Below are 23,692 nucleotides of genomic sequence, written 5' to 3'. Positions count from 1 at the left end.
CGCCGCGCCCGCTAAACGGAAAAGAGCGCGACCTTGCGATCGCGCCCTCGAACCGTCGTGCCGGCCCAAGCCGTCAGTGATAGCGGCGGATCAGGCCCACCAGCTTGCCCTGCACCTCAACTTGGTCGGGGCCGAAGATGCGGGTCTCGTACTTCGGGTTGGCCGCTTCCAGGGCGATCGAGCCGCCCTTCTTGCGCAGGCGCTTGAGGGTGGCTTCCTCGCCGACCAGGGCGACGACGATCTCGCCGCTGTTGGCCGTGTCGCCCTTCCGGATGATCACATAGTCGCCGTCGAGGATGCCGGCCTCGATCATCGAGTCGCCCTGCACCTCGAGGACGTAGTGCTCGCCGCCGCCCAGCATGCTCTCGGGCACCGGCAGGCGGTCGCGCTCGTGCTGGATGGCGTCGATCGGCGTGCCGGCGGCGATGCGGCCCAGGATCGGCAGCTCGCGGCTGTCATTGGCGATCGGCAGGGAGGGGGCGGGGGCCGAAGGGGCGGGGCCGCCGCCTTCCAGCACCTGCGGCCGGAACGCGCCGCGGCCCTTGGGCGGGGCGGCCGTGGTTGCCTGCTGCGGCAGCTTCACCACCTCCAGCGCCCGGGCCCGGTGGGCCAGGCGGCGGATGAAGCCGCGCTCTTCCAGGGCGGTGATCAGCCGGTGGATGCCCGACTTCGACGCAAGGTCCAGGGCCTCCTTCATCTCGTCGAAGGAGGGGGAGACGCCGGTCTCCTTGATCCGTTCGTGGATGAACATCAGCAGCTCGTGCTGCTTGCGGGTGAGCATGACGGCCTCGCAAGTCGTCGCGGAACAAACCGCAAACCTTGCGAATGTTCTCTAGGTGTTCTTGGTTAAGGTCAAGTGAATTACGGCGACCGGCGTTCTGCCAATTCGCTTGCGCCGCGCGTATCAGGACCCGGGTCCTAAATGACTGATTTTACGCCGGATAAGTCCGCCGTTCTCAGTCGGCCTTATCGGGCCGCGACGGCGAACCGAGCCGCGATTTTCCGTAGACGGTGCGATCGCGTCGCGCCCCGGCCCGCGAGAATATCGCCGCCGAGACCGCGATTCCCGGCGCGCGCAGACCGATTCACAGCCGCTGGAACGACCGATTCCATCGCGGGCCGGCGCCGCTTTCCCACGAGAACACCACCATCTCGGCCCGGCCGACCAGATTCTCGAACGGCACGAAGCCCATGCCGATCTGCGACGGCAGATTGGCGTCCACCGCCGGGTTCCAGGCGCAGCGGGCCTGGCCGGCCGGGATCGGGCCGGGGTCGAAGCGGCTGTCGAGCGAGTTGTCGCGGTTGTCGCCCATCATGAAGTAGCAGCCCTCGGGCACGCGATAGACGGCGGTGTTGCCGGCCGCCGTGCGCGGGCCGTAGCTGTTGGCCAGATGCGTCTTGCCGCCCGGCAGGGTCTCGACGAAGCGTTCGGCGGGCAGCACGCCGAACGGGGTGTCCTCCATGCGCGTCCCCAGAGGCTGCTGGACGACCGGCGCGCCGTTGATGCGCAGCACCCCGTCCACCACTTGCAGCTCGTCGCCCGGCAGGCCGACCAGGCGCTTGATGACATCGGTGCGGCCGTCGCCCGGTTTCTTGAACACCACCACGTCGCCGCGCCGGGGCTCGCGCCCCATCAGCCGGCCATGGCCGATCTGCGGGCTGAACGGCGCCGAATGGCGGCTCCAGCCATAGGCGAACTTGTTGACCAGGATGCGGTCGCCGACCAGCAGGGTCGGCTCCATCGAGCCGGACGGGATCACGAACGGCTGGCACAGCACCGTGCGCGGCACCAGCACGATGGCCGCCGTCAGCGCCAGGGTCCTGGCCCAGTCGATCAGATGCGCGCCCAGTTTCGAGCGAAGCGACGTCTTGCCGGTGGTCATGCGAAAAGCCCCTCGATCGGTGTTCAGGGGTGATGATCCGCGACAGCTTGGCCGAAACGTGGCCGAGCGGCGTTATGTGAGTGCCGGGCCGTGATCTCTGATCTGCGCTCTCAATTCCGTTCTTCCCCGCGAAGGCGGGGATCCAAGCTGAGGCGGCGGGCCAATCGACGAGCGCGCCCCAGCATGAGAGTCTGCTTGGATCCCCGCCTTCGCGGGGAAGAACGGATCTACTAGTCTCTGACGGCCCTAGCCGATCAGCTCGCGCGTGGCGGCCGTGACGTCGGCCTGGCGCATCAGGCTTTCGCCCACCAGCATGGCGGTGGCCCCGCAGGCCTCCATCCGCACCACGTCGGCATGGGTGAAGAGGCCGCTCTCGGTGACCAGCAGCGAGCCGGCCGGGGCCAGCTTGGCCAGGCGCTCGGTGACGGCCAGGTCGACGACGAAGCTCTTGAGGTCGCGGTTGTTGACCCCGAACAGCGTCGCGCCCAGCTTGCCGGCCCGCTCGGTCTCGGCCTCGTCGTGCACCTCGACCAGGGCGTCCATCCCCAGGCGCGCGGCCTCGGCCATCAGTTCGGCGGCCAGCGTGTCGTCGATCATCGCCAGGATCACCAGTATGGCGTCGGCGCCCAGGGCGCGGCTCTCGGCCACCTGCCAGGGATCGACCAGGAAATCCTTGCGGATGCAGGGCAGGGCGGTCGCCGCGCGGGCGGCCACGAGGTATTCGTCCGCGCCCTGGAAGCTCGGGCCGTCGGTCAGCACGGAAAGACAGGCCGCGCCGCCGTCCTCATAGGCTTTCGCCAGCACGGGCGGATCGAAGTCGGCGCGGATCAGGCCCTTGGACGGCGAGGCCTTCTTGATCTCGGCGATCAGGGAAAGCTTGCCGGGCGCGTGCTTGGCCTCCAGCGCCGCCTTGAAGCCGCGCGGCGCCGAAGCGGTCTTGGCGGCGGCCTCGACCTCGGCCTGCGAGCGCACGGCCTTCCGACCGGCGACGTCCTCGCGCTTGTAGTCGGCGATCTTGGCGAGAATGTCGGTCATGCGGTCACAGGTTCGGCGTTGGTGGCGGCCACGAGGCCGGCGAGGGCGGCCTTGGCGCGGCCGTCGTCGAGCACGGCGCCGGCCAACTCAACGCCTTCGCGCAGGGTCTCGACCTTGTCGGCCACCAGGAAGGCAGCGGCGGCGTTGAGGAGCACGATGTCGCGATAGGCGCCGGTCTCGCCGTCGAGCAGGCGAGTCAGGGCCGCGGCGTTGAAGGCCGGATCGCCGCCGGTGATCTCGGCCAGCGAGGCGCGCTGCAGGCCCACGGCCTCGGGCGTGATGGTGAAGAGGCGGATCGCCCCCTCGCGCCATTCGGCCACCTCGGTCTCGCCGGTGATGGTCAGCTCGTCCATTCCGCCGCCGTGCACCGACCAGGCGCGCTCAGCGCCCAGGGCTCCGAGCGCGCGGGCGATCGGCTCGACGAAGCGCGGGGCCGAAACCCCCACCACCTGCCGCTTGGCGCCGGCCGGATTGGTCAGCGGACCCAAGAGGTTGAAGATGGTGCGGAAGCCCAGCTGCTGGCGGATCGGGGCCACGTGCTTCATCGCCCCGTGGTGCGACTGGGCGAACAGGAAGCAGATGCCGGCGCTGTCGAGCGCGGCGCGCTGCTGGACCAGCGTCGCGTCGATATTGACGCCCAGGGCCGCCAGAACGTCGGCGGTGCCCGACTTGGACGTCACCGCGCGGTTGCCGTGCTTGGCCACCTTCAGGCCCCCGCCAGCGGCGACGAAGCCCACGGCGGTGGAGATGTTCAGGGTGTGGAGGCCGTCGCCGCCGGTGCCGCAGACGTCGACCACGTCATAGGGGTGTTCCAGGTGCACGGCGGCGCGGCGCATGGCGCGGGCGCAGGCGGCGATCTCGCCCACGGTCTCGCCGCGCAGGCGCATGGCGGTGACCGCCGCGGCCACCTGGGCCGGGGTCGGTTCGCCGCGCAGGCAGGCGCTGAAGAAGACCTCGGCGTCGTCTTCCGAAAGGGTCTGGCCGTCGGCCAGCTTGGCCAGCAGGGGCTTGAAGGCGTCGGACATGTGCTTGGCCCCGTCCTAGACCCAGATCTGGGCGTCGCGGCGCACGCCGGCCAGGTCGAGGAAGTTGGCCAGCAACTGGTGGCCGCCCTCGGTGGCGATGGATTCGGGGTGGAACTGCACGCCATGCACCGGGCGGGTGCGGTGCTGCACGCCCATGATCTCGCCGTCGGCGGTCCAGGCGGTGACCTCCAGCTCGGCCGGCAGGTCTTCGCGGCGCACGGCCAGGCTGTGATAGCGGGTGGCGGTGAACGGGTCGGGCAGGTCCTTGAAGATGCCCTTGTTGGCGTGGCGGATCGGGCTGGTCTTGCCGTGCATGACCTCCTTGGCCCGCACCACTTCGCCGCCGTAGGCCTGGCCAATGGCCTGGTGGCCCAGGCAGACGCCCAGGATCGCCAGATCGTCGGGCGCGCCGCGCAGCAGCGGCAGGCAGATGCCCGCCTGATCGGGGGCCTTGGGACCCGGCGACAGCAGAACCGCCTGCGGCTTCAGGCCCAGGGCCTCCTGCACCGTCAGGTCGTCGTTGCGATGGACGACGGTCTCGGCCCCCAGCTCGTTCAGGTAATGCACGAGGTTGTAGGTGAAGCTGTCGTAGTTATCGATGACCAGGATCATGACGCCGCCTTTCAGGCCTCGCTTCTAGTCCGGGCAGGGGCGGCGCGTCATCCCTTTACGGAGAGAGTTTTTCTGTTTCGGGGCCTAGCGGCGAACAGCCGCGCCGCCGGGCCGTTGCCACCGGGGCGCGATCGGGCATGATTTCCCGCATGTCCGTCGCTGATTCCGCCCTCGACACCGCCGCCCTGTCCTACGCTCGCGCCCTGCTGCGCGCGCCGCGCCGGCGTCAGCGGATCATGCCGGTGCTGATGGCCGCCGCCTTCGCGGCCAGCGCCGCCGTCAGCTTCGCGGCCGTGATGGTCCTGGCCCCGCCGGCCGTCACCCAGCACCTGCCCAAGGAGCGCTTGGGCGACTAAAGGCCTCGGCTGCTCAAAATGGGTTCCCAAGGTTGTGAATCCGACTTGATCTACCGAAGCGATGCGCCCAGCCTCCCGCATCTTTGGGATGCACGGGGGTGCACATGCGACAACTCGGACTCTTGGGCGGAGCGGCGCTTGCCCTCGCCCTGCCGGCCGGAGCGGCCTGGGCGCAGGCCGCCCCCGTCTCCGATCCGCCGATCCTCACCATGGTCGCGCCGGGCGAAGCCCCGCCCGAGTCGCCGCTGAAGCAGTTCGGCGCCGTGCCGGCCCCGCCGCCCAAGGGCGACGAGGTCGAGGCCAATCTCGACATCGTCCTGCTGAAGGCCAAGATTTGGAACCCCAACAGCGGCAAGCAGGTCGGCAAGGACAAGTACGAGGGCGCCTTCGACGACGTCGAGCTGCGGGCCTATCAGGACCGCCTGCATCCGTCGCAGCCCGGCCGGCCCTATGTGGCGCCGGCCCTGGTGTCGCGTCCGGGCCAGACGGTGCGGGTCAAGATCCGCAACCTGCTGCCGGCCGAGGCCAACTGCCCCGGCCACCCCGAGGATATCAACGAGCCGCACTGCTTCAACACCACCAACCTTCACAGCCACGGCCTGTGGGTGAGCCCGGCGGGGATCAGCGACAACGTCCTGCGCCAGCTGCCGCCCAATCCGACCTTCACCTACGAGTACGAGTACAACATCCCGGGCGACCACCCGGCCGGCACCTTCTGGTACCACCCGCACGTCCACGGCTCGACGGCGATCCAGGTCTCCAGCGGCCTGGTCGGCGCGCTGGTGATCAAGGGCGACCGGCTGCCGCGCGTGGTCGAGGCCGGCGGCGACATGCCGGCCCGCAAGGTGGTGCCGGGCGACGTCGACGTGCTGCTGGCCAAGTCGCCCGACCACGTCTTCGTGCTGCAGCAGATCCAGTACGCTTGCCGTGACGCCGAGGGCAAACCCAAGGCCCGCATCCTCGCGCCGTCGCGTAAGAACTGGTACTGCGACGCAGGCGAGACCGGCGTGCTCGACAGCTACGACATCATCGGCGGTGGCAACTGGTCCAACTCCGGCCGCTTCACCACCGTCAACGGCGCCACGCTGGAGACCCTGAACCAGAAGGCCGTCGCCGGCGCGCCGGAACGCTGGCGGTTCATCCACGGCGGGGTGTCCGACACGGTCAAGATCTCGATCCGCAAGCGCATCGGAACCAGCCCGCTGGCCGCCCTGGCCAAGGTCGGGCCGCTGGGCCAGGACGCGCTGATCGCCAAGGAATGCGCGCCCTCCAGCGAGGCGGTGTCGCAGTTCGAGATCGCCGCCGACGGCCTGACCCGCCAGAAGGTGCTGGAGCGCAAGTCCACGGTCATGCAGCCTGGCTATCGCAGCGACCTGCTGGTGGCCTTCGCCGAGCCCGGCTCCTACTGCGTTATCGACGAGCTGGTGAACGTCCAGCAGTCGGGCGTCGAGGGCAGCGCCGAGCGTCGTCAGCTGCTGTTCGTGGTCGAGGTCGCGCCCGGCGCCGGCCCGGTCGCGCCGCCGGCCGACCAGGTCAGGACGCTGCTGGTCAACGCCGCCAGCAACCTGCCGATCACCGACGCGACACTGAAGGAGCAGGTCGTCGCGGACCTGCGCCGCGACCTGACCCTGGCGTCGTTCTCGCCGCACCCGACCCTGCTGGCCGACAAGATCGACAACGAGCAGACCCTGGTCTTCTCGCTGCAGGCGCCGCCGTCCAAGCCGGGCGGCAAGTCGGGGCCGGGCATCGGCCGCACCGACACCGACGTCAAGCGCTTCGATCCCAACGACTTTTCGCGCACCCTGGTGCTGGGCGACACCGACCGCTGGACGCTGTCGGTGCAGAAGACCGACTTCAAGGTCGGCCACCCGTTCCACATCCACGTCAATCCGTTCGAGCTGGAATCGGCCACCAAGGACGGCGTCGACCTGACCAAGGATCCGAACTCGGAATATTTCGGCCTGACGGGCGTCTTCAAGGACACCCTGTTCGTCGAGCCGGGCGTCGTGGTGAAGGTGCGCAGCCACTACGCCCGCTACATCGGCGACTTCGTCCTGCACTGCCACATCCTCAACCACGAGGACAAAGGCATGATGGAGATGGTCCGCGTGGCCGATCGCGGTCCCGACGGCAAGCCGATCGCCCTGGGCCATGGCCTGACCGACGTCGCCGGGCCGGAAGGCGCGGCCCGTCCCCCGGGGCATATGGACCACTAAGGAAAGAGCCCCTCGTTCTTCGACAGGCTCAGGATGAGGGTTTCTACTGCGCGGCCTACGAAATGGTCCTCACCCTGAGCTTGTCGAAGGGCGAGGACCACGCACGCGAGAAAAAGGCGGCGACCCGCGAGGATCGCCGCCTTCGTCTTTTCCGAACGCCAGAAAGCCAGGAGGAGGTCAGGCGAAGCGCCAGGCTTCCTCGGCGGCGCGCTTGAGGGCGCGGGACTTGTGCAGGGTCTCGTCGTACTCGGCGTCGGCGTCGCTGTCGGCGACCACCCCGCCGCCGGCCTGGACGTACATCATGCCGTCCTTGACCAGGGCCGTGCGCAGCACGATGCAGGTGTCCACCGAGCCGTCGGCGCCGATGTAGCCCACGGCGCCGGCGTAGCCGATGCCGCGCTTCTCGACCTCCAGTTCGTCGATGATCTCCATCGCCCGCACCTTGGGCGCGCCCGACAGGGTGCCGGCGGGCAGGGCGGCCATCAGCACGTCCACCGGATCGACGTTCTCGGGCGCATTGCCCTCGACGTTCGAGACGATGTGCATCACGTGGCTGTAGCGCTCGATCGTGAAGCTGTCGGTGACGCGCACGTTGGCGTGCTTGCCCTTGGAACTGCTGTTGCTGCCGGCCTGGCCGAGCATGGCCACGCGGCCCACGTCGTTACGGCCCAGGTCCAGCAGCATCAGGTGCTCGGACCGCTCCTTGGGATCGGCCAGCAGCTCCTGCTCGAGCCGAAGGTCTTCTTCCGGCGTGGCGCCGCGGGGGCGGGTGCCGGCGATCGGGCGGATGGTGATCTTGCCGTCGCGCAGGCGGACCAGGATCTCCGGGCTGGAGCCCACCAGGTTGAAGCCGTCCAGGTCCAGGAAGAACAGGAACGGCGACGGGTTGGTCCGGCGCAGCGAGCGGTAGAGCGCGAAGGCGTCCAGGCCGAAGGGCGCGCGGAAGCGGTGGCTGGGCACCACCTGGAAGATGTCGCCGGCCCGGATGTACTCCTTGGCCTTCTCGACCACCTCGCGATAGTCCTCGCGGCTGACCGGGGTGGTGAACTCCATCGGACCCTGCGGCGCGCGCGGGGCGTCGTGGGCCAGCGGACGGCGCAGATCGGCCATCACCGTCTCGATACGCTCGCGGGCCGCCGCATAGGCGTCCTTGGCCGACACGCCGGGGGTCGGACGCGCCGTCGTGGTCAGCACGATCTCCTGGGCGATGGCGTCGAACACGGCCACGATCGAGGGCCGGGTCATGATGCCGTCGGGCAGGCCCAGGCTGTCGGGATTGATGTCCGGCAGCTTCTCGACCAGGCGCACCGTATCGTAGCCCAGCGCGCCGAAGATCCCCGCCGCCATCGGCGGCAGGCCGGCCGGCAGCTCCATCTTCGACTGGGCGATCAGGTCGCGCAGGCTGTCCAGCGCGCCGCCTTCCAGCGGCGTGAAGCGGCCGGCGGCGATGTCGCCGTCGCGGGCGATCTCGGCCTGATCGCCGCGGCAGCGCCACACCACGTCCGGCTTCATCGCCACGATCGAATAGCGGCCGCGCCAGGCGCCGCCCTCGACGCTCTCGAACAGGAAGGCGTAGGGCCGGCCGTGGCCGATCTTCAGATAGGCCGAGACCGGGGTCTCCAGATCGTCGATCAGCCGCGTCCAGACCAGCTGCGGGAGGCCGGCGTCGTAGCCGGCCGCGAAGGCGTCGAAGCCCGGCTCGAGGCTCATTGAGCCGCGCCCGGCTTCGTGGCCGTGTCCTTGCCGCTCTTGGCCAAGGCGTCGGTGTCGACGCCGAGGGCCTGGCGGGCCAGGGTCAGGTTGGTCTTCGGCTTCAGCTTGGCCATGGCGGCCACGCGGCTGGCCTGACCCACGTCGCGCATGTAGGCCATGCTGGTCTGCGGACGCAGGGTCTCGGTGGCGCGGGCGATCTCGGCGGCGTCGCCGGTGTGTACGCCCTCGATGCGGCCGACCACATAGGTCAGCTGCGGCGCGTTCGGCGCGGCCGGGGCGCGGGCGGTGAACACCTCGCCCGGCTTGGCGTTGAAGGCGCCGATCAGCAGGTCGCGGCCCAGGGCTTGGTACTGGCGGGCGTTCTCGCGCGACAGGCCGGCCACCTTCTGCACCTTCGAGCCGGCGGCGGCGGCGACGCTGTCCAGCGACTCGCCCTTGCGGACGCGCGCGGCCAGTTCGTCGGCCTTGGCCTTCAGGCGCTTGGACAGCTCCTGCAGCATCCACTGGTTGGCCAGCGGACCCTTGATCTCGGCCAGCGGGGGCAGGGCGGCGGGGATCACCTTCTCGACTCGGACGGCGAAGTACTCGCCCTTCTCGGCCTCGATCAGGTCGCTTTCGCCGCCGTTCGGCAGAGCGAAGGCGGTCTTCAGCACGTCCGGCGTCAGGCCGGCGAAGGGCTGGCCGGCCAGGTCCGTGCCCTGGGCCGTGATCGGGGGGCTGGTGACCACCAGGGCGGCGGCCTTGCCGGCGGCGTCGATGACGTTGGCGCCGGCGTCGCGGGCGTCCTGATAGGTCTGGGTCTGCTCATAGGCCTTGGCCTGGGCGTTCTGGACGCGCAGGTCGGCCTCGATCTTCGGACGGGCGGCTTCCAGCGAAGCGGCCTTGGCCGGGGTGATCTTGGTCAGCTTGATCACCGACTGGCCCAGCTCGCCCGCGATCGGCGGGCTGACCTGGCCCTCGGCCAGCGAGAAGGCGGCGTCGGCGACCTTGCGGTCGGGCAGGGCGGTCTTGGGCTTGTCGGCGATGACCACCGGGGTCTTGCCATAGGCCTTGGCGACGGCGGCCGGATCCTCGCCCTTGCGCAAGCGCTCGGCGATGGCGGCGGCGGCCTTGGCGTCCGGGGCGACGATCTGGATCAGCGAGCGGGTTTCCGGCGCGGCCAGGGTGTCCTTGCGGAAGTCGAAGGTCTTCTGAACCTCGGCCGGGTCGACGCTCACGGTCGGCTCCAGGGCCTTGGCGCTGAAGCGCACGATCGCCAGCTGGCGCGTCTCGGGACGCGTCAGGGCGGCGGCGTTTTCCTTCATGAAGGCCTGCAGCTGGGCGTCGGTCGGCGCGGCCGGCTGCGGCACGCTGGCCGGGTTGATCGCGAAGGCGGCCAGGTCGCGGCTTTCCAGGCCGTAGACGGCCTGCAGGGCCGAATAGATGCGCGGCGTGCGCAGGCCGTTGGCGACGCTGGCGTAGAACTGCGACTGGGCGATGTCGTCGCGCAGCGAGGCCTCGAAGCGGGTCGGGGTCAGGTTGTTCTCGGCCAGCAGGCGCTGATAGGCGTCCTTGTCGAACTGGCCGGTGATCGGGTTGAATGGGCGCTGGCCGGCCGGCAGCTCGCTCATCTGCTTGTGCAGGGTGGTGGCGATCAGCGTCTCGGACGGGCGCACGCCCATCTTGGCGATCAGCTCGGCCATCGATTCCTGCAGCGCCAGCTCCTGGACCATCTGGCGGTCCACGCCGCGCGCGACGGCCTCGTCGGGCGTCAGGCTCTGGCCCTGGCTCTCGAGCTGGCGGCGATAGGTGTCGAAGCGGCTCTTGAAGTCCTCGGGCGTGACCTTGCGCGCGCCGACGTCGACCACGTCGGCGGCGGGCGAGCGCTTGAAGACGTCGCTGATGCCGAAGACGGCGAAGCTGACGATCAGCAGGCCGAACAGGACGACCGCGAAGGGCGATTTAGCGAGGGAGCGAAAACCGGCGAGCATGACGTTGGAACTACCTTCTGAGTTTCGCCCGATGTCGTTCGCACGGACGGCCGCCACGGCGACGCACTCGATGCGAGCAAGCGGGTATAGTAGAGGCCAAGGCGAGTGAGCAAGCCGAAGCGGACTTGACTTCCGAAGGGACCACGTCCCCAAAGCCACTCTCATGACCGTTTCTCTGACGACGCCCCGGCCGTTGATCGCCGGAAATTGGAAGATGTTCGGCCTCGAGGCCTCGCTGGACGAGGCCAGGGCCGTCGCCGCGGCGGTCGCCGAGGCCCCTCCGGCCGCCCGAGTCGCCATTTGTCCGCCCGCCACCTTGCTGCACCGCATGGCCGAAACGCTTTCGGGCGAAACGGTGATCGTCGGCGGCCAGGACTGCCATCCCGCCCCGCAGGGCGCCTACACTGGCGATGTCTCGGCCGCGATGCTGGTCGACGCCGGCGCCCGGCTGGTGATTCTCGGCCACTCCGAGCGGCGCGGCGGCTACGGCGAAACCTGTGAACTGGTCTCGGCCAAGGTCGAGGCCGCCCTGGCGGCCGGGTTGGAGCCGATCATCTGCTGCGGCGAGACCCTGGCCCAGCGCGAGGCCGGCGACGCCGAGTCGATCGTCACCGGCCAGATTCGCAACTCGCTGCCGGCCGGCCTGGCGGGCCAGGCCTTCGCCGTCGCCTACGAGCCCGTCTGGGCCATCGGCTCGGGCCTGACCCCGACCCCGGCCGACATCACCGCCATCCACAAGGCCATCCGCGCCATCCTGGTCGAGCGCTTCGGCGACCAGGGCGCGGCCGTGCCGATCCTCTACGGCGGCTCGGTGAAGCCCGACAACGCCGCCGAAATCCTGGCCACCGAGGAAGTCGGCGGCGCCCTGGTCGGCGGCGCCTCGCTGAAGGCCGCGGACTTCCTGGCGATCATCCGGGCGGCCTGATTTCGGTTTCCGGTTGAGGGGGGGAGGGGAGGCCGGGTTCTGCGCATCCCCCTTCCGTAAAATCCCCGCGAAAGCGGGGACCCAGGCTTTTCACCGCCCCACTCCGCCTCCCTCGCCCCCTGTGGCGAGGGCCCATGCCGGCGACCGCTCAAACCTCGGCCGTCCTCGACAGGTCTGAGCAGTTGAACGATGGATCCTGGGCACAAGGCCCAGGAAGGCGGTGTTGGGTTGGGCTGATGGGGATTGGCGAGCGTCTATCCCCGACGATCGCGTCATGAATCCCAATTAATCCAACCCCTTGCAACTTTCTCACCGCTCTGGATCAGACGCGCTCAAACCACCCGCATAATCACTGGGTCTCGCCGCACCGAAGGGGCGCGCGGCCAGCGACCATGCGGCGGCGGGATGCGATCGAGCGGGACTGGGGCGGATTGGGAAGATCCGTCGCGTCCGGGGACCTGGCGCTGGCCAGGCCCGCCCGCCGTCGGCTTGGGCGAGGATTACAGAGCACCCCTCTCCTCGTCGCCGCTTGAAAGGGAAACCTCGAAGGCGGTCCTGGTAAGGCGTTAAGAGCGCCGCCGCCCGGGAAGCCGGCAGTCCAACGACCGCGCGGAGCGCAAGGGCTTCGTCGAAACGGTATCTGTCTACACACCTCCGGGCGTCGCCCGGGCGCTCCGCTCCCCTTTATCCACTCGCAGCGAAAGCGCGGGGCCATAAACCCGTTCCCTCTCCCCTTGCGGGAGAGGGTGGCCCTGCGGAGCAGGGTCGGGTGAGGGGTCTCTCAGAACCCAACGCTGCGTGCGGCGGTCAGGCCGGGTGATGCGTCTCAAGTTTGAGAGACCCCTCATCCGACGGCCTTCGGCCGCCACCTTCTCCCGCAAGGGGAGAAGGATCCTACAGCTCCAACCCGTACAGCCGCCCGTCCCGGCGCTCGCCGTCCCGATCCACCTGGCCCTTCAGATAGGCCGCGCCCTTGAAGCCCAGGCGTTCCAGCAGCTTCTCGGCCCGGGCGTCGCCGACCTGGGTGCGGGCGACCACGTGCTTGAGGTCGCTGGCGGCGGCGTGGGCGAGGAGGGCGCTGACCGCCTCCTGGGCGTAGCCGTTGCCCCAGGCCTCGCGGGCCACGATGAAGCGCAGTTCGGCCCGGTGGCGGCGCTCGTCGATCTCGACGAACTCGCAGGCGCCGACGAAGGCGCCGGTCGCGGTCAGGCGGATGGTCCAGTAGAGCGCGGTCCCGGCCTGCATGTCCTCGACCTGGCCGACCACGCAGGCGGCGACCTCGTCGGGATCCTCCAGCGGCGCCCGGTCCCAGTGCGCCATCAGTTCCGGATCGCTGAGGAACGGATAGATCAGCGGGGCGTCTTCGGCGACCAGGGGCTTCAGGGTGAGGCGTTCGGTCTCGAGAATCATGCGCGCCCTAAAACTGGATTGGGGGAACTTGAGTTGGCAGGCCGTCGCCCCACCTATGGCGTGCGCGCGCCGGTAGTGGTAGAGGGGCCGCTTCGTTTTTCGCAGCCGGTCCTCTGACTGCACTGAATCGAGAACTGTTTCGTCATGCTCATCGCCATCCTGCTGGCCATCAACATCATCGTCTGCATCGCGCTGATCGGCTTCGTGCTGCTCCAGCGTTCGGAAGGCGGCGCGCTCGGCATGGGCGGCGGTGGGGCGGGCAGCTTCATGACCGCCCGCGGCGCCGGCGACTTCATGACCCGGATGACCTGGATCCTGTTCTCGGTGTTCCTGGTCATCAGCCTGGTGCTGACCATTCTGACGGGTCGCATCGGCAGCGCTGATTCGGTCGTCGATAAGCTGAAGATCGATAATCTCGACACCAAGACCCTGAACGCGCCCGCGACCCCGGCCGCTCCCGCCACGACCGCGCCGGCGCCGATCCAGGCCCCGACCCCGCAGCTCGGCGCTCCGGCGCCCGCGGCTCCGGTCACGACTGCTCCGGCTCCGGCTCAGACCCCCGCCCAATAAGGGCGGGGGTCAGGCTCGGAAGCGAAACTTGTTTATGAACGTCGGTCTTTTCGCCGCGATCGCCGAATCGCGGGTAATCTGAGCGCCCATGACGCGGTACATTTTCATCACCGGCGGCGTGGTTTCCTCCCTTGGAAAAGGCCTCGCCTCCGCAGCGCTCGGCGCTCTCCTGCAGGCTCGCGGTTACACCGTCCGCCTGCGCAAGCTCGACCCCTATCTGAACGTCGATCCGGGCACCATGAGCCCGTATCAGCACGGCGAGGTGTTCGTCACCGACGACGGGGCCGAGACGGACCTGGATCTGGGGCACTACGAGCGCTTCACCGGCGTGTCGGCCAAGAAGGCCGACAACATCACGACCGGCCAGATCTACAAGACGATCATCGAGAAGGAGCGCCGCGGCGACTATCTGGGCGCGACCGTCCAGGTGATTCCGCACGTCACCAACGAGATCAAGGACTTCGTCCTCTCGCCCGCCATGGACGAGACCGGCAAGAAGGCCGTCGACTTCGTGCTCGTCGAGATCGGCGGCACGGTCGGCGACATCGAGGGCCTGCCGTTCTTCGAGGCCATCCGCCAACTTCGCCAGGACCTGCCGCGCGGCCAGAGCTGCTACGTGCACCTCACCCTGCTGCCGTTCATCAAGACGGCCGGCGAGATGAAGACCAAGCCGACCCAGCACTCGGTCAAGGAACTGCGCTCGATCGGCATCCAGCCGGACATCCTGCTCTGCCGCTGCGAGCAGGACATTCCGGTCGAGGAAAAGCGCAAGATCGCCCAGTTCTGCAACGTGCGCCCCAGCGCCGTGATCCAGGCCATGGACAGCGCCTCGATCTACGCGGTGCCGATCGACTATCACAAGGAAGGCCTCGACGCCGAAGTGCTCGACGTCTTCGGCATGCACGACGCGCCCAAGCCCGACCTGTCGCGCTGGGAGGCCATCGACCACACCGTCCAGCATCCGGACGGCGAGGTGACCATCGCCGTCGTCGGCAAGTACACCGTGCTGAAGGACGCCTATAAGTCCCTCATCGAGGCCCTGCACCACGGCGGTCTCGCCAACAAGGTCAAGGTCAACCTCGACTGGGTCGAGAGCGAGACCTTCGAGGGCGACGAGAACGCGGCCGCGGCCCGTCTCGAGAACGCCCACGCCATCATGGTGCCCGGCGGCTTCGGCGAGCGCGGCGCGGAAGGCAAGATTCGGGCGGCCCAGTTCGCCCGCGAGCGCAAGGTGCCGTACTTCGGCATCTGCTTCGGCATGCAGATGGCCGTCATCGAGACCCTGCGCAACGTCGCGGGCATCACCGACGCCAGCTCCAGCGAATTCGGTCCCACCGAGCGCCCGGTCGTCGGCCTGATGACCGAGTGGATCAAGGGCAACGAGATGGTCTCGCGCAAGGCCGGTGACGACCTGGGCGGCACCATGCGCCTGGGCGCCTATGACGCCGTCCTGCAGCAGGGCTCCAAGGTCGCCGAGATCTATGGCGAGACCGACATCGTCGAGCGCCATCGTCACCGCTACGAGGTCAACATCGGCTACAGCCACAAGATGGAGGAGGCGGGGCTCAAGCTCACCGGCCGTTCTCCGGACGGCGTGCTGCCCGAGATCGTCGAGCGCGACGACCATCCGTGGTTCATCGGCGTTCAGTTCCACCCGGAACTGAAGAGCCGTCCGTTCGCCCCGCACCCCCTGTTCGCCAGCTTCATCGCGGCGGCCAAGGAGCACGGTCGACTGGTCTGAACTGGCGAGTTGCATGTCTGGAGAGATTCAGGCATAAGCGCGCCCTCACGCGGCGACCTGGGCTTTCCCGAGTCGCCGCTTCCGATTTTCACGCTCAGCGAGCAGAGTCACTTCGATGGCCGTTCCCAAAAGAAAAACTTCGCCTTCTCGCCGGAACATGCGCCGGTCGCACCACGCCCTGGGCGCTAACTCGTTCATCGAGGACAAGGACACTGGCGAGCTGCGCCGTCCGCACCACGTCGATCTGAAGACCGGCCTGTACAACGGCAAGCAGATCCTGACCCCGAAGGAAGACTAAGGTCTTTCTCGGACGCGCCCGCCGAATCGGCGAGCGCTCCAGGATTTAGCGTCTGACGCTTCGAAAGCGCCGCCCAGCTCGCCTGGGCGGCGCTTTTCGTCGTGGGTTGGTCCAAGCGGTGCTAGAGTGGCCACCGGGTCGCCATAGGGACGATCCCAACAAAGCCAGGAGCGCGGTCAGCGCCAAAGGCGCGATCTGACTCCGGCGGACTGGGAGGTTCGCCATGTTCACGCGTCGCACCCTCGCGTGCGGCCTCGGCGCATCGTTCGCCGCCGCGCCCTCGCTCGTCCACGCCTTCTCCCCCGGCCAGGCGCCGCAGGCCGTTTCGCTGGCTTCTCCGACCGTCGTCCCGCCCCCGGCGACGCCCGCCTTGCCGCTCTACGTCATCGACACCGGCATCGACGAATCGGAACGGATGACCGTCGAGACCCAGATCAACGGTCAGGGCCAGTACCGCTTCGTGGTCGATTCCGGCGCCGACCGCTCGGTGATCTCCGAAACGCTCGCCGCCCGCCTGGACCTGCCGCGTGGTCGCGACGTCATCGTCCACGGCATCGGCGGCTCGGCGATCACCCCGACGGCCCGCATCGCCCACCTGTCCACCGGCGACGCGCGCCTGGCCGATGTCGAACTGCCGGTGCTGGCGGCCGAGCGGGTCGGCGGCGACGGCCTGCTGGGGATCGACATCCTGCAGGACCGCTCGGTGGTCATGGACTTCAAGCGAAAGCGTCTGGAGGTCCGTCACAGCACGCCGGAGTATCGGTTCTCCAGACGGAACCAGGAGGTGCAGATCGAGGCCGACCAGCGCTTCGGGCGGCTCACCGTGGTCAACTGCCGGGTCAACAACATCCGCACCCTGGCCTTCATCGATTCCGGCGCCGGCTCGTCGATCGGCAACATGGCGCTGTCCAAGGCCATCCAGGCCAAGGCCCGCAAGGGCGCCGATCCGGCCCTGGCCGTGCGCCTGCTGGGCGTGGCGGGCGGCGAGACGATCGGCGAGTACCGGGTCCTGCGGTCGATGAACATGGGCGACCTGCGGATGACCAACCTAGCCGTGGTCTTCGCCGACCTGCACATCTTCGATCACTGGAAGATCAACGAGAAGCCGGCGCTGCTGCTGGGCGTGGACGTGCTGAAGCTGTTCGCCCGGGTCGAGCTCGACTTCGGCGCCGAGCAACTGCTGTTCCGCCTCGGTTCGGGCGGGCCGCCGGTCCTGCAGGCGTGACGACAAAGCGCTGACGCAACGGAACTTCGGTCCTGCCGAACGCCGGTCTTGGTTGCGGCGAAGCGGCGTCGCGGCTAAGGGGAAGCGCCTTTTCTTTCGGGAGCTCCCATGACCGAGATCGTCGACATCATCGCCCGCGAAATCCTCGATAGCCGCGGCAATCCGACGGTCGAGGTCGACGTCGTCCTCGAAGACGGCGCCTTTGGTCGCGCCGCGGTGCCGTCGGGCGCCTCGACCGGCGCCCACGAAGCCGTCGAAAAGCGTGACGGCGACAAGTCGCGCTACCTCGGCAAGGGCGTCCGCCAGGCCGTGGAAGCCGTCAACGGCGAGATCTTCGACGCCCTGTCGGGCGTCGACGCCGAAGACCAGCGTCGCATCGACAGCCTGCTGATCGGCCTGGACGGCACGCCGAACAAGGCCCGCCTGGGCGCCAACGCCATCCTCGGCGTCTCGCTCGCCGTGGCCAAGGCCGCCGCCGAGTCGGCCGGCCTGCCGCTGCACCGCTACATCGGCGGCGTGAACGCCCGCGTCCTGCCGACCCCGATGATGAACATCATCAACGGCGGCGCCCACGCCGACAATCCGATCGATATCCAGGAATTCATGATCCTGCCGACCGGCGCGGCCAGCTTCTCCGAAGCCCTGCGTATGGGCGCCGAGATCTTCCACGGCCTGAAGAAGGCCCTGAAGGACGCCGGTCACAACACCAACGTCGGCGACGAAGGCGGCTTTGCTCCCAACCTCGCCTCGGCCGAAGCCGCGCTCGACTTCATCGTCAAGGCCGGTGAAGCCGCGGGCTACAAGGCCGGCGACGACTTCCTGCTGGGCCTCGACGTCGCCTCCACCGAGTTCTTCAAGAACGGCAAGTACGAGCTGGAAGGCGAGGGCAAGTCGCTCGACCCGGCCCAGATGGTCGACTACCTGGCCGACTTGGTCTCCAAGTTCCCGATCGCCTCGATCGAGGACGGCATGGCCGAAGACGATTTCGCCGGCTGGAAGCTGCTGACCGACACCCTGGGCAAGAAGGTCCAGCTGGTCGGCGACGACCTGTTCGTGACCAACCCCAAGCGCCTGCAGATCGGCCTCGACCAGGGCCTGGCCAACTCGATCCTGGTCAAGGTCAACCAGATCGGCACGCTGTCGGAAACCATCGACGCCGTCGATCTGGCGCACCGCCACGGCTACACCAGCGTCATGAGCCACCGCTCGGGCGAGACCGAGGACAGCACCATCGCCGACCTGGCCGTGGCCCTGAACTGCGGTCAGATCAAGACCGGCTCGCTGGCCCGTTCGGACCGGCTGGCCAAGTACAACCAGCTCCTGCGCATCGAGCAGCAGCTGGAAGACCAAGGCGTCTACGCCGGTCGCGCCGCCCTCAAGGGCCGCTGATCGGGCGGACCGCGGTCCAAGCTGAACGAGAAGAGCGCGCCGGGTCCGCCCGGCGCGCTTTTTCGTGTCCGATCCTCAGCCGGGCAGGCGGCCCAGCCAGGCCAGGAACAGCCCGCCCCAGGCGGTCTCCGGCGCCGGCGGGCGCGAGCGCAGGGCGAAGCCGTGGCCGCCGGTCGGGAAGACGTGCAGCTCGGCGGTCCCGCCCAGGGCGACGATGTCGCGCGCCGCGTCCCGGCTGTTGTCGGCCGAGACCTTGGGATCGTCCTCGGCGTGGAACAGGAAGGCCCTCGTGGGGCCGTCGAAGCCGTGAAAGGGCGTCGCCTGCGGCGGGGCCTTGGGCCGGGTCAGCCACGGATAGCCCAGGCCGATGAAGTCGGGCAGGGAAGGGGCCGCGTCCAGGCCATCGACCGGCGGATAGAGCGCGGCGGCTCCCCGCGAAGCCAGGGCAGCGGCCAGGGTTCCGCCGGCCGAGAAGCCCAGCGCGCCGACCATGGGAGCGCTGGTCCGGCTTCTCAGCAGGCGCAGCGCGCGCTGGGCGTCCTGCAACGGGGCGTCGAAGCGGGCCGCCCAAGGTTCCTTCGGCAGTCGGTAGACCAGCACGCCGGCGTAAACGCCGTTGGCGGCCAGCCAGCGGGCGACCTCGTGCCCTTCCTTGTCGGCCACCACCTTGCTGAACCCGCCGCCGGGAATGACCAGCACCGCCGCCCTCGGCTTGGCGGTCCCTGCCGGCGGATAGAGCGTCAGCGTCGGGTGCGTGACGCCCTCGATGCTGTAGTCGACGCGGCCGTCGGGCCAGTTGTAGGCCACGCGCCGCTCTTCGCCCGTCACGCGCTCTCCACCCGGCGCGGGGCCGGGCCATAGGGGCAGGACTTCCGGGGCGGTCTCGGCTCTGGCCGCGGCTGCCGCGCCGAAGGCCAGCGCGCCGCCGGCCGCCATCAACCGGCGGCGATTCCAGTCGCGGTCCATCGATGCGTCTCCAACCATGGAATAGAGCGAGCGTCTCAGCCCTCGATCAGCTGCGCCCGGGCCTTCACATCGGCCAGGGTGACGTCCTTCTTCATGACCATGTAGCCGGTCACCGCGTGCCAGGCGTCCTCGCCCAGGCCGTCGGTCTCCGCGCCGGTCGCCGCGCCGCTGACGCGGTCGGTGGTCGGCATCACCGGGCGGCCGGGCAGGGCGATCTCGCCCAGCACCAGGTCCTTGGCGTCGCCCGTCTTGCCGCGCCAGCCGCAGGTCTCGAACCGCACCAGGCGTTCGGGCGCGAAGGCCTGGGTCAGCAGCATCAGCTTCATCGTGCCGGTGGCGGCGACTTCGGCCTGCTGCATGGCCCGTGTTTCCTGGCGAGCCACCGATCGGCCGTAGGTCACCCAGCGGTCCTCGCCCTCCCACAGGGTCTTGAAGATCGAGGCGTTCATCGGGATCAACAGTCCGCCGCCGAAGTCGAGTCTGGGCGGGTCGCCCTTGATCATGTTCGGCCCGCCCTTGCGGCCCTTCACGACGCCGTCGTCGCTGCGCTGTCGGGCCGCCGCCGGCAGCGCCAGGGCGGTGATGGCGAGGCCCGCCAGAGCGTGTCTGCGAAGCATGTCGTTTCTCTCCCCCTCGAGGCGCATTGCCGACGCTGATTTCACACGCGGCGCGCGCGGCGGATCAATCTTAAGTGGCAAGTCAAAAGCGTCACAGCGGCGATTCTGAGGCGAGAGCGCCCTCAAAACAGGCGTGACCGGTGTTCGATCAAAAAAGACCGACCACATTTTTTCTAAAAGCTCGGCCGCCTTTAGAAAAACAGAGGTTTTAACCGTTCTCGCGGCTGCGAACGAAATGCCGCGATGCGGTATCTCGATGCCCCTGAAACGGTCTCATTTGAAAGTATTTTGAGCCTGCTCGCGAGCTATTTGCAAGCCCCTTGCAGGGTTGGGGATTTAGACCGTGTTAAGCACGTTCTGGCAGCCTGAACCTCCCTGTCCGGGATTCGCCGATGTTCGCTCGACTGCAACCCTACCTGCCGACCGCGGCGCTCCTTCTCCTGATCACGTACTTCGTCTTTCACGCTCTGACGGGCGAGAGAGGCCTGCTTTCCTCGTCTCAACGCAACGCGGACTTGGCCGCCAAGACGATGGAACTTAAGAAGATCCGCGCTGAGAGGATGGACCTGGAGGCTCGGGCTCGTCTATTACGCAGCGGCAGCCTGTCGGCCGATCTCCTGGAGGAACGTGCGCGTTCCCTCCTTGGATACGCCGATCCCAAGGACTACGTGATCCGCACCAAGCGCTGAGCTGGGTCGGTTCACACCGGTCCGAGGCTGTCTTGTAGACCACACTTCAGGTTGCGGCCTGGAGGGCGGTCTCGGCGTCAACATGAGCGCTATCCTGCGCCGGAAAGCCGCACAGCGGCGGCGACGGAAGCCTCTGAGATGAAGGCCGTTATGGTGATTGGCCAGGGAGAGTTTAATGGCGCGAACGCGCAAGGGTGAAGCCTCGACGGAGAAGGGCGCCGACACCGGTGTCAACGCCTTCGTCGGCAAGGAAGAGCTTCTCAAATTCTATCAGGACATGCTGCTGATCCGCCGCTTTGAAGAGCGCGCCGGCCAGCTGTACGGCATGGGCCTGATCGGCGGGTTCTGCCACCTCTACATCGGTCAGGAAGCCATCGCGGTCGGCATGCAGTCGATCCAGCACAAGGGCGACCAGATCATCACGGGTTACCGTGACCACGGCCACATGCTGGCCGCCGGCATGGATCCCAAGGAAGTCATGGCCGAGCTCACCGGTCGCGCTGGCGGTTCGTCGCGCGGCAAGGGCGGCTCGATGCACATGTTCGACATCGAGACAGGCTTCTACGGCGGCCACGGCATCGTCGGCGCCCAGGTGGCGCTCGGCACCGGCCTGGCGCTGGCCAACCACTACAAGGGCAACGGCAACGTCTCCTACGCCTACTTCGGCGACGGCGCGGCCAACCAAGGCCAGGTCTACGAGAGCTTCAACATGGCCCAGCTGTGGAAGCTGCCGGTCGTGTACGTGATCGAGAACAACCAGTACGCCATGGGCACCAGCGTCGAGCGTTCGGCGTCGGAAACCGCCTTCCACAAGCGCGGCGTCTCGTTCCGGATCCCGGGCGAGGAAGTCGACGGCATGGACGTGGTGGCCGTGCGTGAAGCCGGCGCCCGCGCCAGCGAGCACGCCCGCAGCGGCCAGGGTCCCTACATCCTCGAGATGAAGACCTACCGCTACCGCGGCCACTCGATGTCCGACCCGGCCAAGTACCGCACCAAGGAAGAGGTCGACGAGGTCAAGACGACCCGCGATCCGATCGACCACATCAAGGAACGCCTGGCCGCGGCCGGCGTCACCGAGGACGATCTGAAGACCGTCGACGGCGAAGTGAAGCGCATCGTGGCCGAAGCGGCCGAGTTCGCCCGCACCAGCCCCGAGCCGGATCCCTCCGAACTCTACACCGACGTATACCTGGAGGCCGCCGAGTGACGGACATCCTGATGCCCGCGCTTTCCCCCACCATGGAGGAAGGCACCCTGGCCAAATGGCTCGTCAAGGAAGGCGACACCATCAAGGCCGGCGACGTGATCGCCGAGATCGAAACCGACAAGGCGACGATGGAAGTCGAAGCCGTCGACGAAGGCGTGATCGAGGCCATCCTCGTTCCGGCCGGCTCGGAGAACGTCAAGGTCAACACCCTGATCGCCAAGCTGGCGGGTGAAGACGGCGCCTCGGCGTCGGCCGCTCCCGCCGCCGCCCCGGTCGTCGCCGAAGCCGCCCCGGTGGCCTCGACGGCTCCGGTCGCCGCGGCTCCGGCCCCGATCGCCGCCGCTTCGAACTTCGCGGACCCGGAACTGCCGGAAGGTACGCCGACCAAGAAGATCACCGTGCGCGACGCCCTGCGCGACGCCATGGCCGAAGAGATGCGCCGCGACGACCGCGTGTTCCTGATGGGCGAGGAAGTCGCTCAGTATCAGGGCGCCTACAAGGTCAGCCGCGAGCTGCTGCAGGAGTTCGGCGACAAGCGCGTCATCGACACCCCGATCACCGAGCACGGCTTCGCCGGCATGGGCGTCGGCGCGGCGATGGCGGGCCTGAAGCCCATCGTCGAGTTCATGACCTGGAACTTCGCCATGCAGGCGATCGACCACATCATCAACTCGGCGGCCAAGACGCTGTACATGTCGGGCGGCCAGATCAAGTCGTCGATCGTGTTCCGCGGCCCCAACGGCGCGGCCTCGCGCGTCGGCGCCCAGCACAGCCAGGACTACGCGGCCTGGTACGGCAACATCCCGGGCCTGAAGGTCATCGCGCCGTACGACGCGGCCGACGCCAAGGGCCTGCTGAAAGCGGCCATCCGCGACCCGAACCCGATCGTCTTCCTCGAACACGAGATGATGTACGGGCACGAGTTCGACATCCCGGACGTCGAGGACTACGTCGTGCCGATCGGCAAGGCCAAGGTCCGCCGTCAGGGCACGGACGTGACCCTGGTCGCCTATAGCCGCATGGTGGGCTTCGCCCTGCAGGCCGCTGAAGCGCTGGCCGCCGAAGGCATCTCGGCCGAGGTCGTCGACCTGCGGACGATCCGCCCGATGGACCACGCCACGGTCCTGGAAAGCGTCAAGAAGACCAACCGCCTGGTCACGGTCGAGGAAGGCTGGGGCCCGATGGGCGTCGGCGCCGAGATCGTCGCCCGCATCACGGAGTTCGGCTTCGACTACCTGGACGCCCCGCCGCTGCGGGTGCACCAGGAAGACGTGCCGCTGCCCTATGCGGCCAACCTGGAAGCCCTGTCGCTGCCGTCGGTCGACAAGATCGTCAAGGCGGCCAAGACGGTCTGCTACCGCTGAGACCGGCGCGGCCCCCGCTCCTGACGGGCGGGGGCCGCATCGTCTCGGTCAACGAATTCATCCCGCCCCAGGGCGGGGTATCGAGGACGACGGCCCGGCACACCATCGGGGCCGACATCGTTCCGAACGCTTGAGGAAAGAGCTCAAATGTCGATCGACATCCTGATGCCCGCCCTGTCGCCCACCATGGAAGAGGGCACCCTCGCCAAGTGGCACGTCAAGGTCGGCGACACCGTCAAGGCCGGCGACGTCATCGCCGAGATCGAGACCGACAAGGCGACCATGGAAGTCGAAGCCGTCGATGAGGGCGTGATCGAAGCCATCCTGGTCGACGCCGGGACCGAGAACGTCAAGGTCAACGCGCTGATCGCCAAGCTGGCGGGCGAGGGCGAGAGCCCCGCGCCGGCTCCGACCGCCGCGCCCGCCGCCGCTGTCGCCGAGGCCCCGAAGGCCGCTGCTGCTGCGGTTCCCGCCGCCGCGC

22 protein-coding genes are annotated in these 23,692 nt (G+C 68.5%); 12 read left to right on the top strand and 10 right to left on the bottom strand.

Annotated features, from left to right (window positions below; genetic code table 11):
• Positions 1-73 precede the first annotated feature (73 nt).
• From lexA to AC2YHT_RS09705, 5 genes are all read right to left on the bottom strand, one after another.
• The gene (lexA, locus tag AC2YHT_RS09725) at positions 74-781 is read right to left on the bottom strand and encodes a transcriptional repressor LexA (protein WP_487289434.1); all 708 of its coding nucleotides are present in this window, start codon (positions 779-781) and stop codon (positions 74-76) included.
• A gap of 304 nt (positions 782-1,085) precedes the next feature.
• Positions 1,086-1,883: a signal peptidase I gene (gene lepB, locus AC2YHT_RS09720; protein ID WP_487289433.1), complete on the bottom strand. Its 798-nt coding sequence runs from the start codon at positions 1,881-1,883 to the stop codon at positions 1,086-1,088.
• A 246-nt stretch (positions 1,884-2,129) separates the two neighbouring features.
• On the bottom strand, positions 2,130-2,918 hold the full coding sequence (gene trpC / locus AC2YHT_RS09715; protein WP_487289432.1) for an indole-3-glycerol phosphate synthase TrpC: 789 nt from the start codon (positions 2,916-2,918) through the stop codon (positions 2,130-2,132).
• Positions 2,915-3,943 (bottom strand): anthranilate phosphoribosyltransferase, encoded by a 1,029-nt coding sequence (gene trpD, locus AC2YHT_RS09710; RefSeq protein ID WP_487289431.1) that lies wholly within the window; start codon positions 3,941-3,943, stop codon positions 2,915-2,917. The genes trpC and trpD overlap by 4 nt, the downstream gene beginning before the upstream one ends.
• A 15-nt stretch (positions 3,944-3,958) precedes the next feature.
• Positions 3,959-4,555: an anthranilate synthase component II gene (locus AC2YHT_RS09705; RefSeq protein ID WP_110122092.1), complete on the bottom strand. Its 597-nt coding sequence runs from the start codon at positions 4,553-4,555 to the stop codon at positions 3,959-3,961.
• A 149-nt stretch (positions 4,556-4,704) separates the two neighbouring features.
• Between AC2YHT_RS09705 and AC2YHT_RS09700 the strand changes: the two genes are divergently transcribed.
• Positions 4,705-4,911 carry a hypothetical protein gene (locus AC2YHT_RS09700; protein ID WP_199228632.1) on the top strand — a complete coding sequence of 69 codons (207 nt, stop codon included), beginning with the start codon at positions 4,705-4,707 and terminating at the stop codon, positions 4,909-4,911.
• A 104-nt stretch (positions 4,912-5,015) separates the two neighbouring features.
• Positions 5,016-7,127, top strand: a complete 2,112-nt coding sequence (locus AC2YHT_RS09695; RefSeq protein ID WP_487289429.1) for a multicopper oxidase family protein — start codon at positions 5,016-5,018, stop codon at positions 7,125-7,127.
• Between the two features lie 177 nt (positions 7,128-7,304).
• Here AC2YHT_RS09695 and trpE read toward each other — a convergent pair whose 3' ends face one another.
• Entirely contained in the window at positions 7,305-8,837 is a 1,533-nt protein-coding gene (gene trpE / locus AC2YHT_RS09690; protein WP_487289428.1) for an anthranilate synthase component I, read from the bottom strand.
• On the bottom strand, positions 8,834-10,810 hold the full coding sequence (locus AC2YHT_RS09685; RefSeq protein ID WP_487289427.1) for a peptidylprolyl isomerase: 1,977 nt from the start codon (positions 10,808-10,810) through the stop codon (positions 8,834-8,836). The genes trpE and AC2YHT_RS09685 overlap by 4 nt, the downstream gene beginning before the upstream one ends.
• Before the next feature lie 163 nt (positions 10,811-10,973).
• On the opposite strand from AC2YHT_RS09685, the gene tpiA reads away from it, so the two are divergent.
• Positions 10,974-11,735, top strand: coding sequence for a triose-phosphate isomerase (gene tpiA, locus AC2YHT_RS09680; protein WP_487289426.1), 762 nt, complete (start codon positions 10,974-10,976; stop codon positions 11,733-11,735).
• 894 nt (positions 11,736-12,629) lie between these two features.
• On the opposite strand, the gene AC2YHT_RS09675 is transcribed toward tpiA, so the two are convergent.
• Positions 12,630-13,145 (bottom strand): GNAT family N-acetyltransferase, encoded by a 516-nt coding sequence (locus AC2YHT_RS09675; RefSeq protein ID WP_487289425.1) that lies wholly within the window; start codon positions 13,143-13,145, stop codon positions 12,630-12,632.
• Positions 13,146-13,289: 144 nt separating this feature from the next.
• Here AC2YHT_RS09675 and secG point away from each other — a divergent pair, with 144 nt between their 5' ends.
• The 5 genes from secG to eno all read left to right on the top strand — a co-directional run bounded on the left by secG (position 13,290) and on the right by eno (position 18,368).
• The gene (secG, locus tag AC2YHT_RS09670; protein ID WP_487289424.1) at positions 13,290-13,715 is read left to right on the top strand and encodes a preprotein translocase subunit SecG; all 426 of its coding nucleotides are present in this window, start codon (positions 13,290-13,292) and stop codon (positions 13,713-13,715) included.
• Between the two features lie 88 nt (positions 13,716-13,803).
• Entirely contained in the window at positions 13,804-15,456 is a 1,653-nt protein-coding gene (gene pyrG, locus AC2YHT_RS09665) for a CTP synthase (protein WP_487289423.1), read from the top strand.
• A 115-nt stretch (positions 15,457-15,571) separates the two neighbouring features.
• A complete protein-coding gene (gene rpmF, locus AC2YHT_RS09660; protein WP_110122084.1) occupies positions 15,572-15,754 on the top strand; it encodes a 50S ribosomal protein L32 in 183 nt (60 codons plus the stop codon).
• Between the two features lie 223 nt (positions 15,755-15,977).
• Positions 15,978-16,979 (top strand): retroviral-like aspartic protease family protein, encoded by a 1,002-nt coding sequence (locus AC2YHT_RS09655; protein ID WP_487289422.1) that lies wholly within the window; start codon positions 15,978-15,980, stop codon positions 16,977-16,979.
• Positions 16,980-17,087: 108 nt separating this feature from the next.
• Entirely contained in the window at positions 17,088-18,368 is a 1,281-nt protein-coding gene (gene eno / locus AC2YHT_RS09650; RefSeq protein ID WP_487289421.1) for a phosphopyruvate hydratase, read from the top strand.
• A 75-nt stretch (positions 18,369-18,443) separates the two neighbouring features.
• Here the strand turns inward: eno and AC2YHT_RS09645 are convergent, their stop codons facing one another.
• Complete coding sequence (locus AC2YHT_RS09645; protein ID WP_487289420.1) at positions 18,444-19,334, bottom strand: alpha/beta hydrolase; 891 nt, start codon at positions 19,332-19,334, stop codon at positions 18,444-18,446.
• A 35-nt stretch (positions 19,335-19,369) separates the two neighbouring features.
• Positions 19,370-19,951, bottom strand: coding sequence for a hypothetical protein (locus AC2YHT_RS09640; RefSeq protein ID WP_487289419.1), 582 nt, complete (start codon positions 19,949-19,951; stop codon positions 19,370-19,372).
• Between the two features lie 392 nt (positions 19,952-20,343).
• On the opposite strand from AC2YHT_RS09640, the gene AC2YHT_RS09635 reads away from it, so the two are divergent.
• From AC2YHT_RS09635 to AC2YHT_RS09620, 4 genes are all read left to right on the top strand, one after another.
• Positions 20,344-20,640 (top strand): FtsB family cell division protein, encoded by a 297-nt coding sequence (locus AC2YHT_RS09635; RefSeq protein ID WP_058348879.1) that lies wholly within the window; start codon positions 20,344-20,346, stop codon positions 20,638-20,640.
• A 175-nt stretch (positions 20,641-20,815) separates the two neighbouring features.
• Entirely contained in the window at positions 20,816-21,847 is a 1,032-nt protein-coding gene (gene pdhA / locus AC2YHT_RS09630) for a pyruvate dehydrogenase (acetyl-transferring) E1 component subunit alpha (protein WP_487289417.1), read from the top strand.
• The gene (locus tag AC2YHT_RS09625; RefSeq protein WP_487289416.1) at positions 21,844-23,211 is read left to right on the top strand and encodes a pyruvate dehydrogenase complex E1 component subunit beta; all 1,368 of its coding nucleotides are present in this window, start codon (positions 21,844-21,846) and stop codon (positions 23,209-23,211) included. Before pdhA ends, AC2YHT_RS09625 begins: the two co-directional genes overlap by 4 nt.
• 147 nt (positions 23,212-23,358) lie before the next feature.
• Positions 23,359-23,692, top strand: a 334-nt coding sequence (locus AC2YHT_RS09620; protein ID WP_487289414.1) for a biotin/lipoyl-containing protein, incomplete at its 3' end; no start/stop codon positions are given.

Source organism: Caulobacter sp. SRI_008, assembly GCF_057586355.1.
Note: the sequence above shows the minus strand (reverse complement) of the source record. Positions and strands in the feature narration are given on the sequence as shown.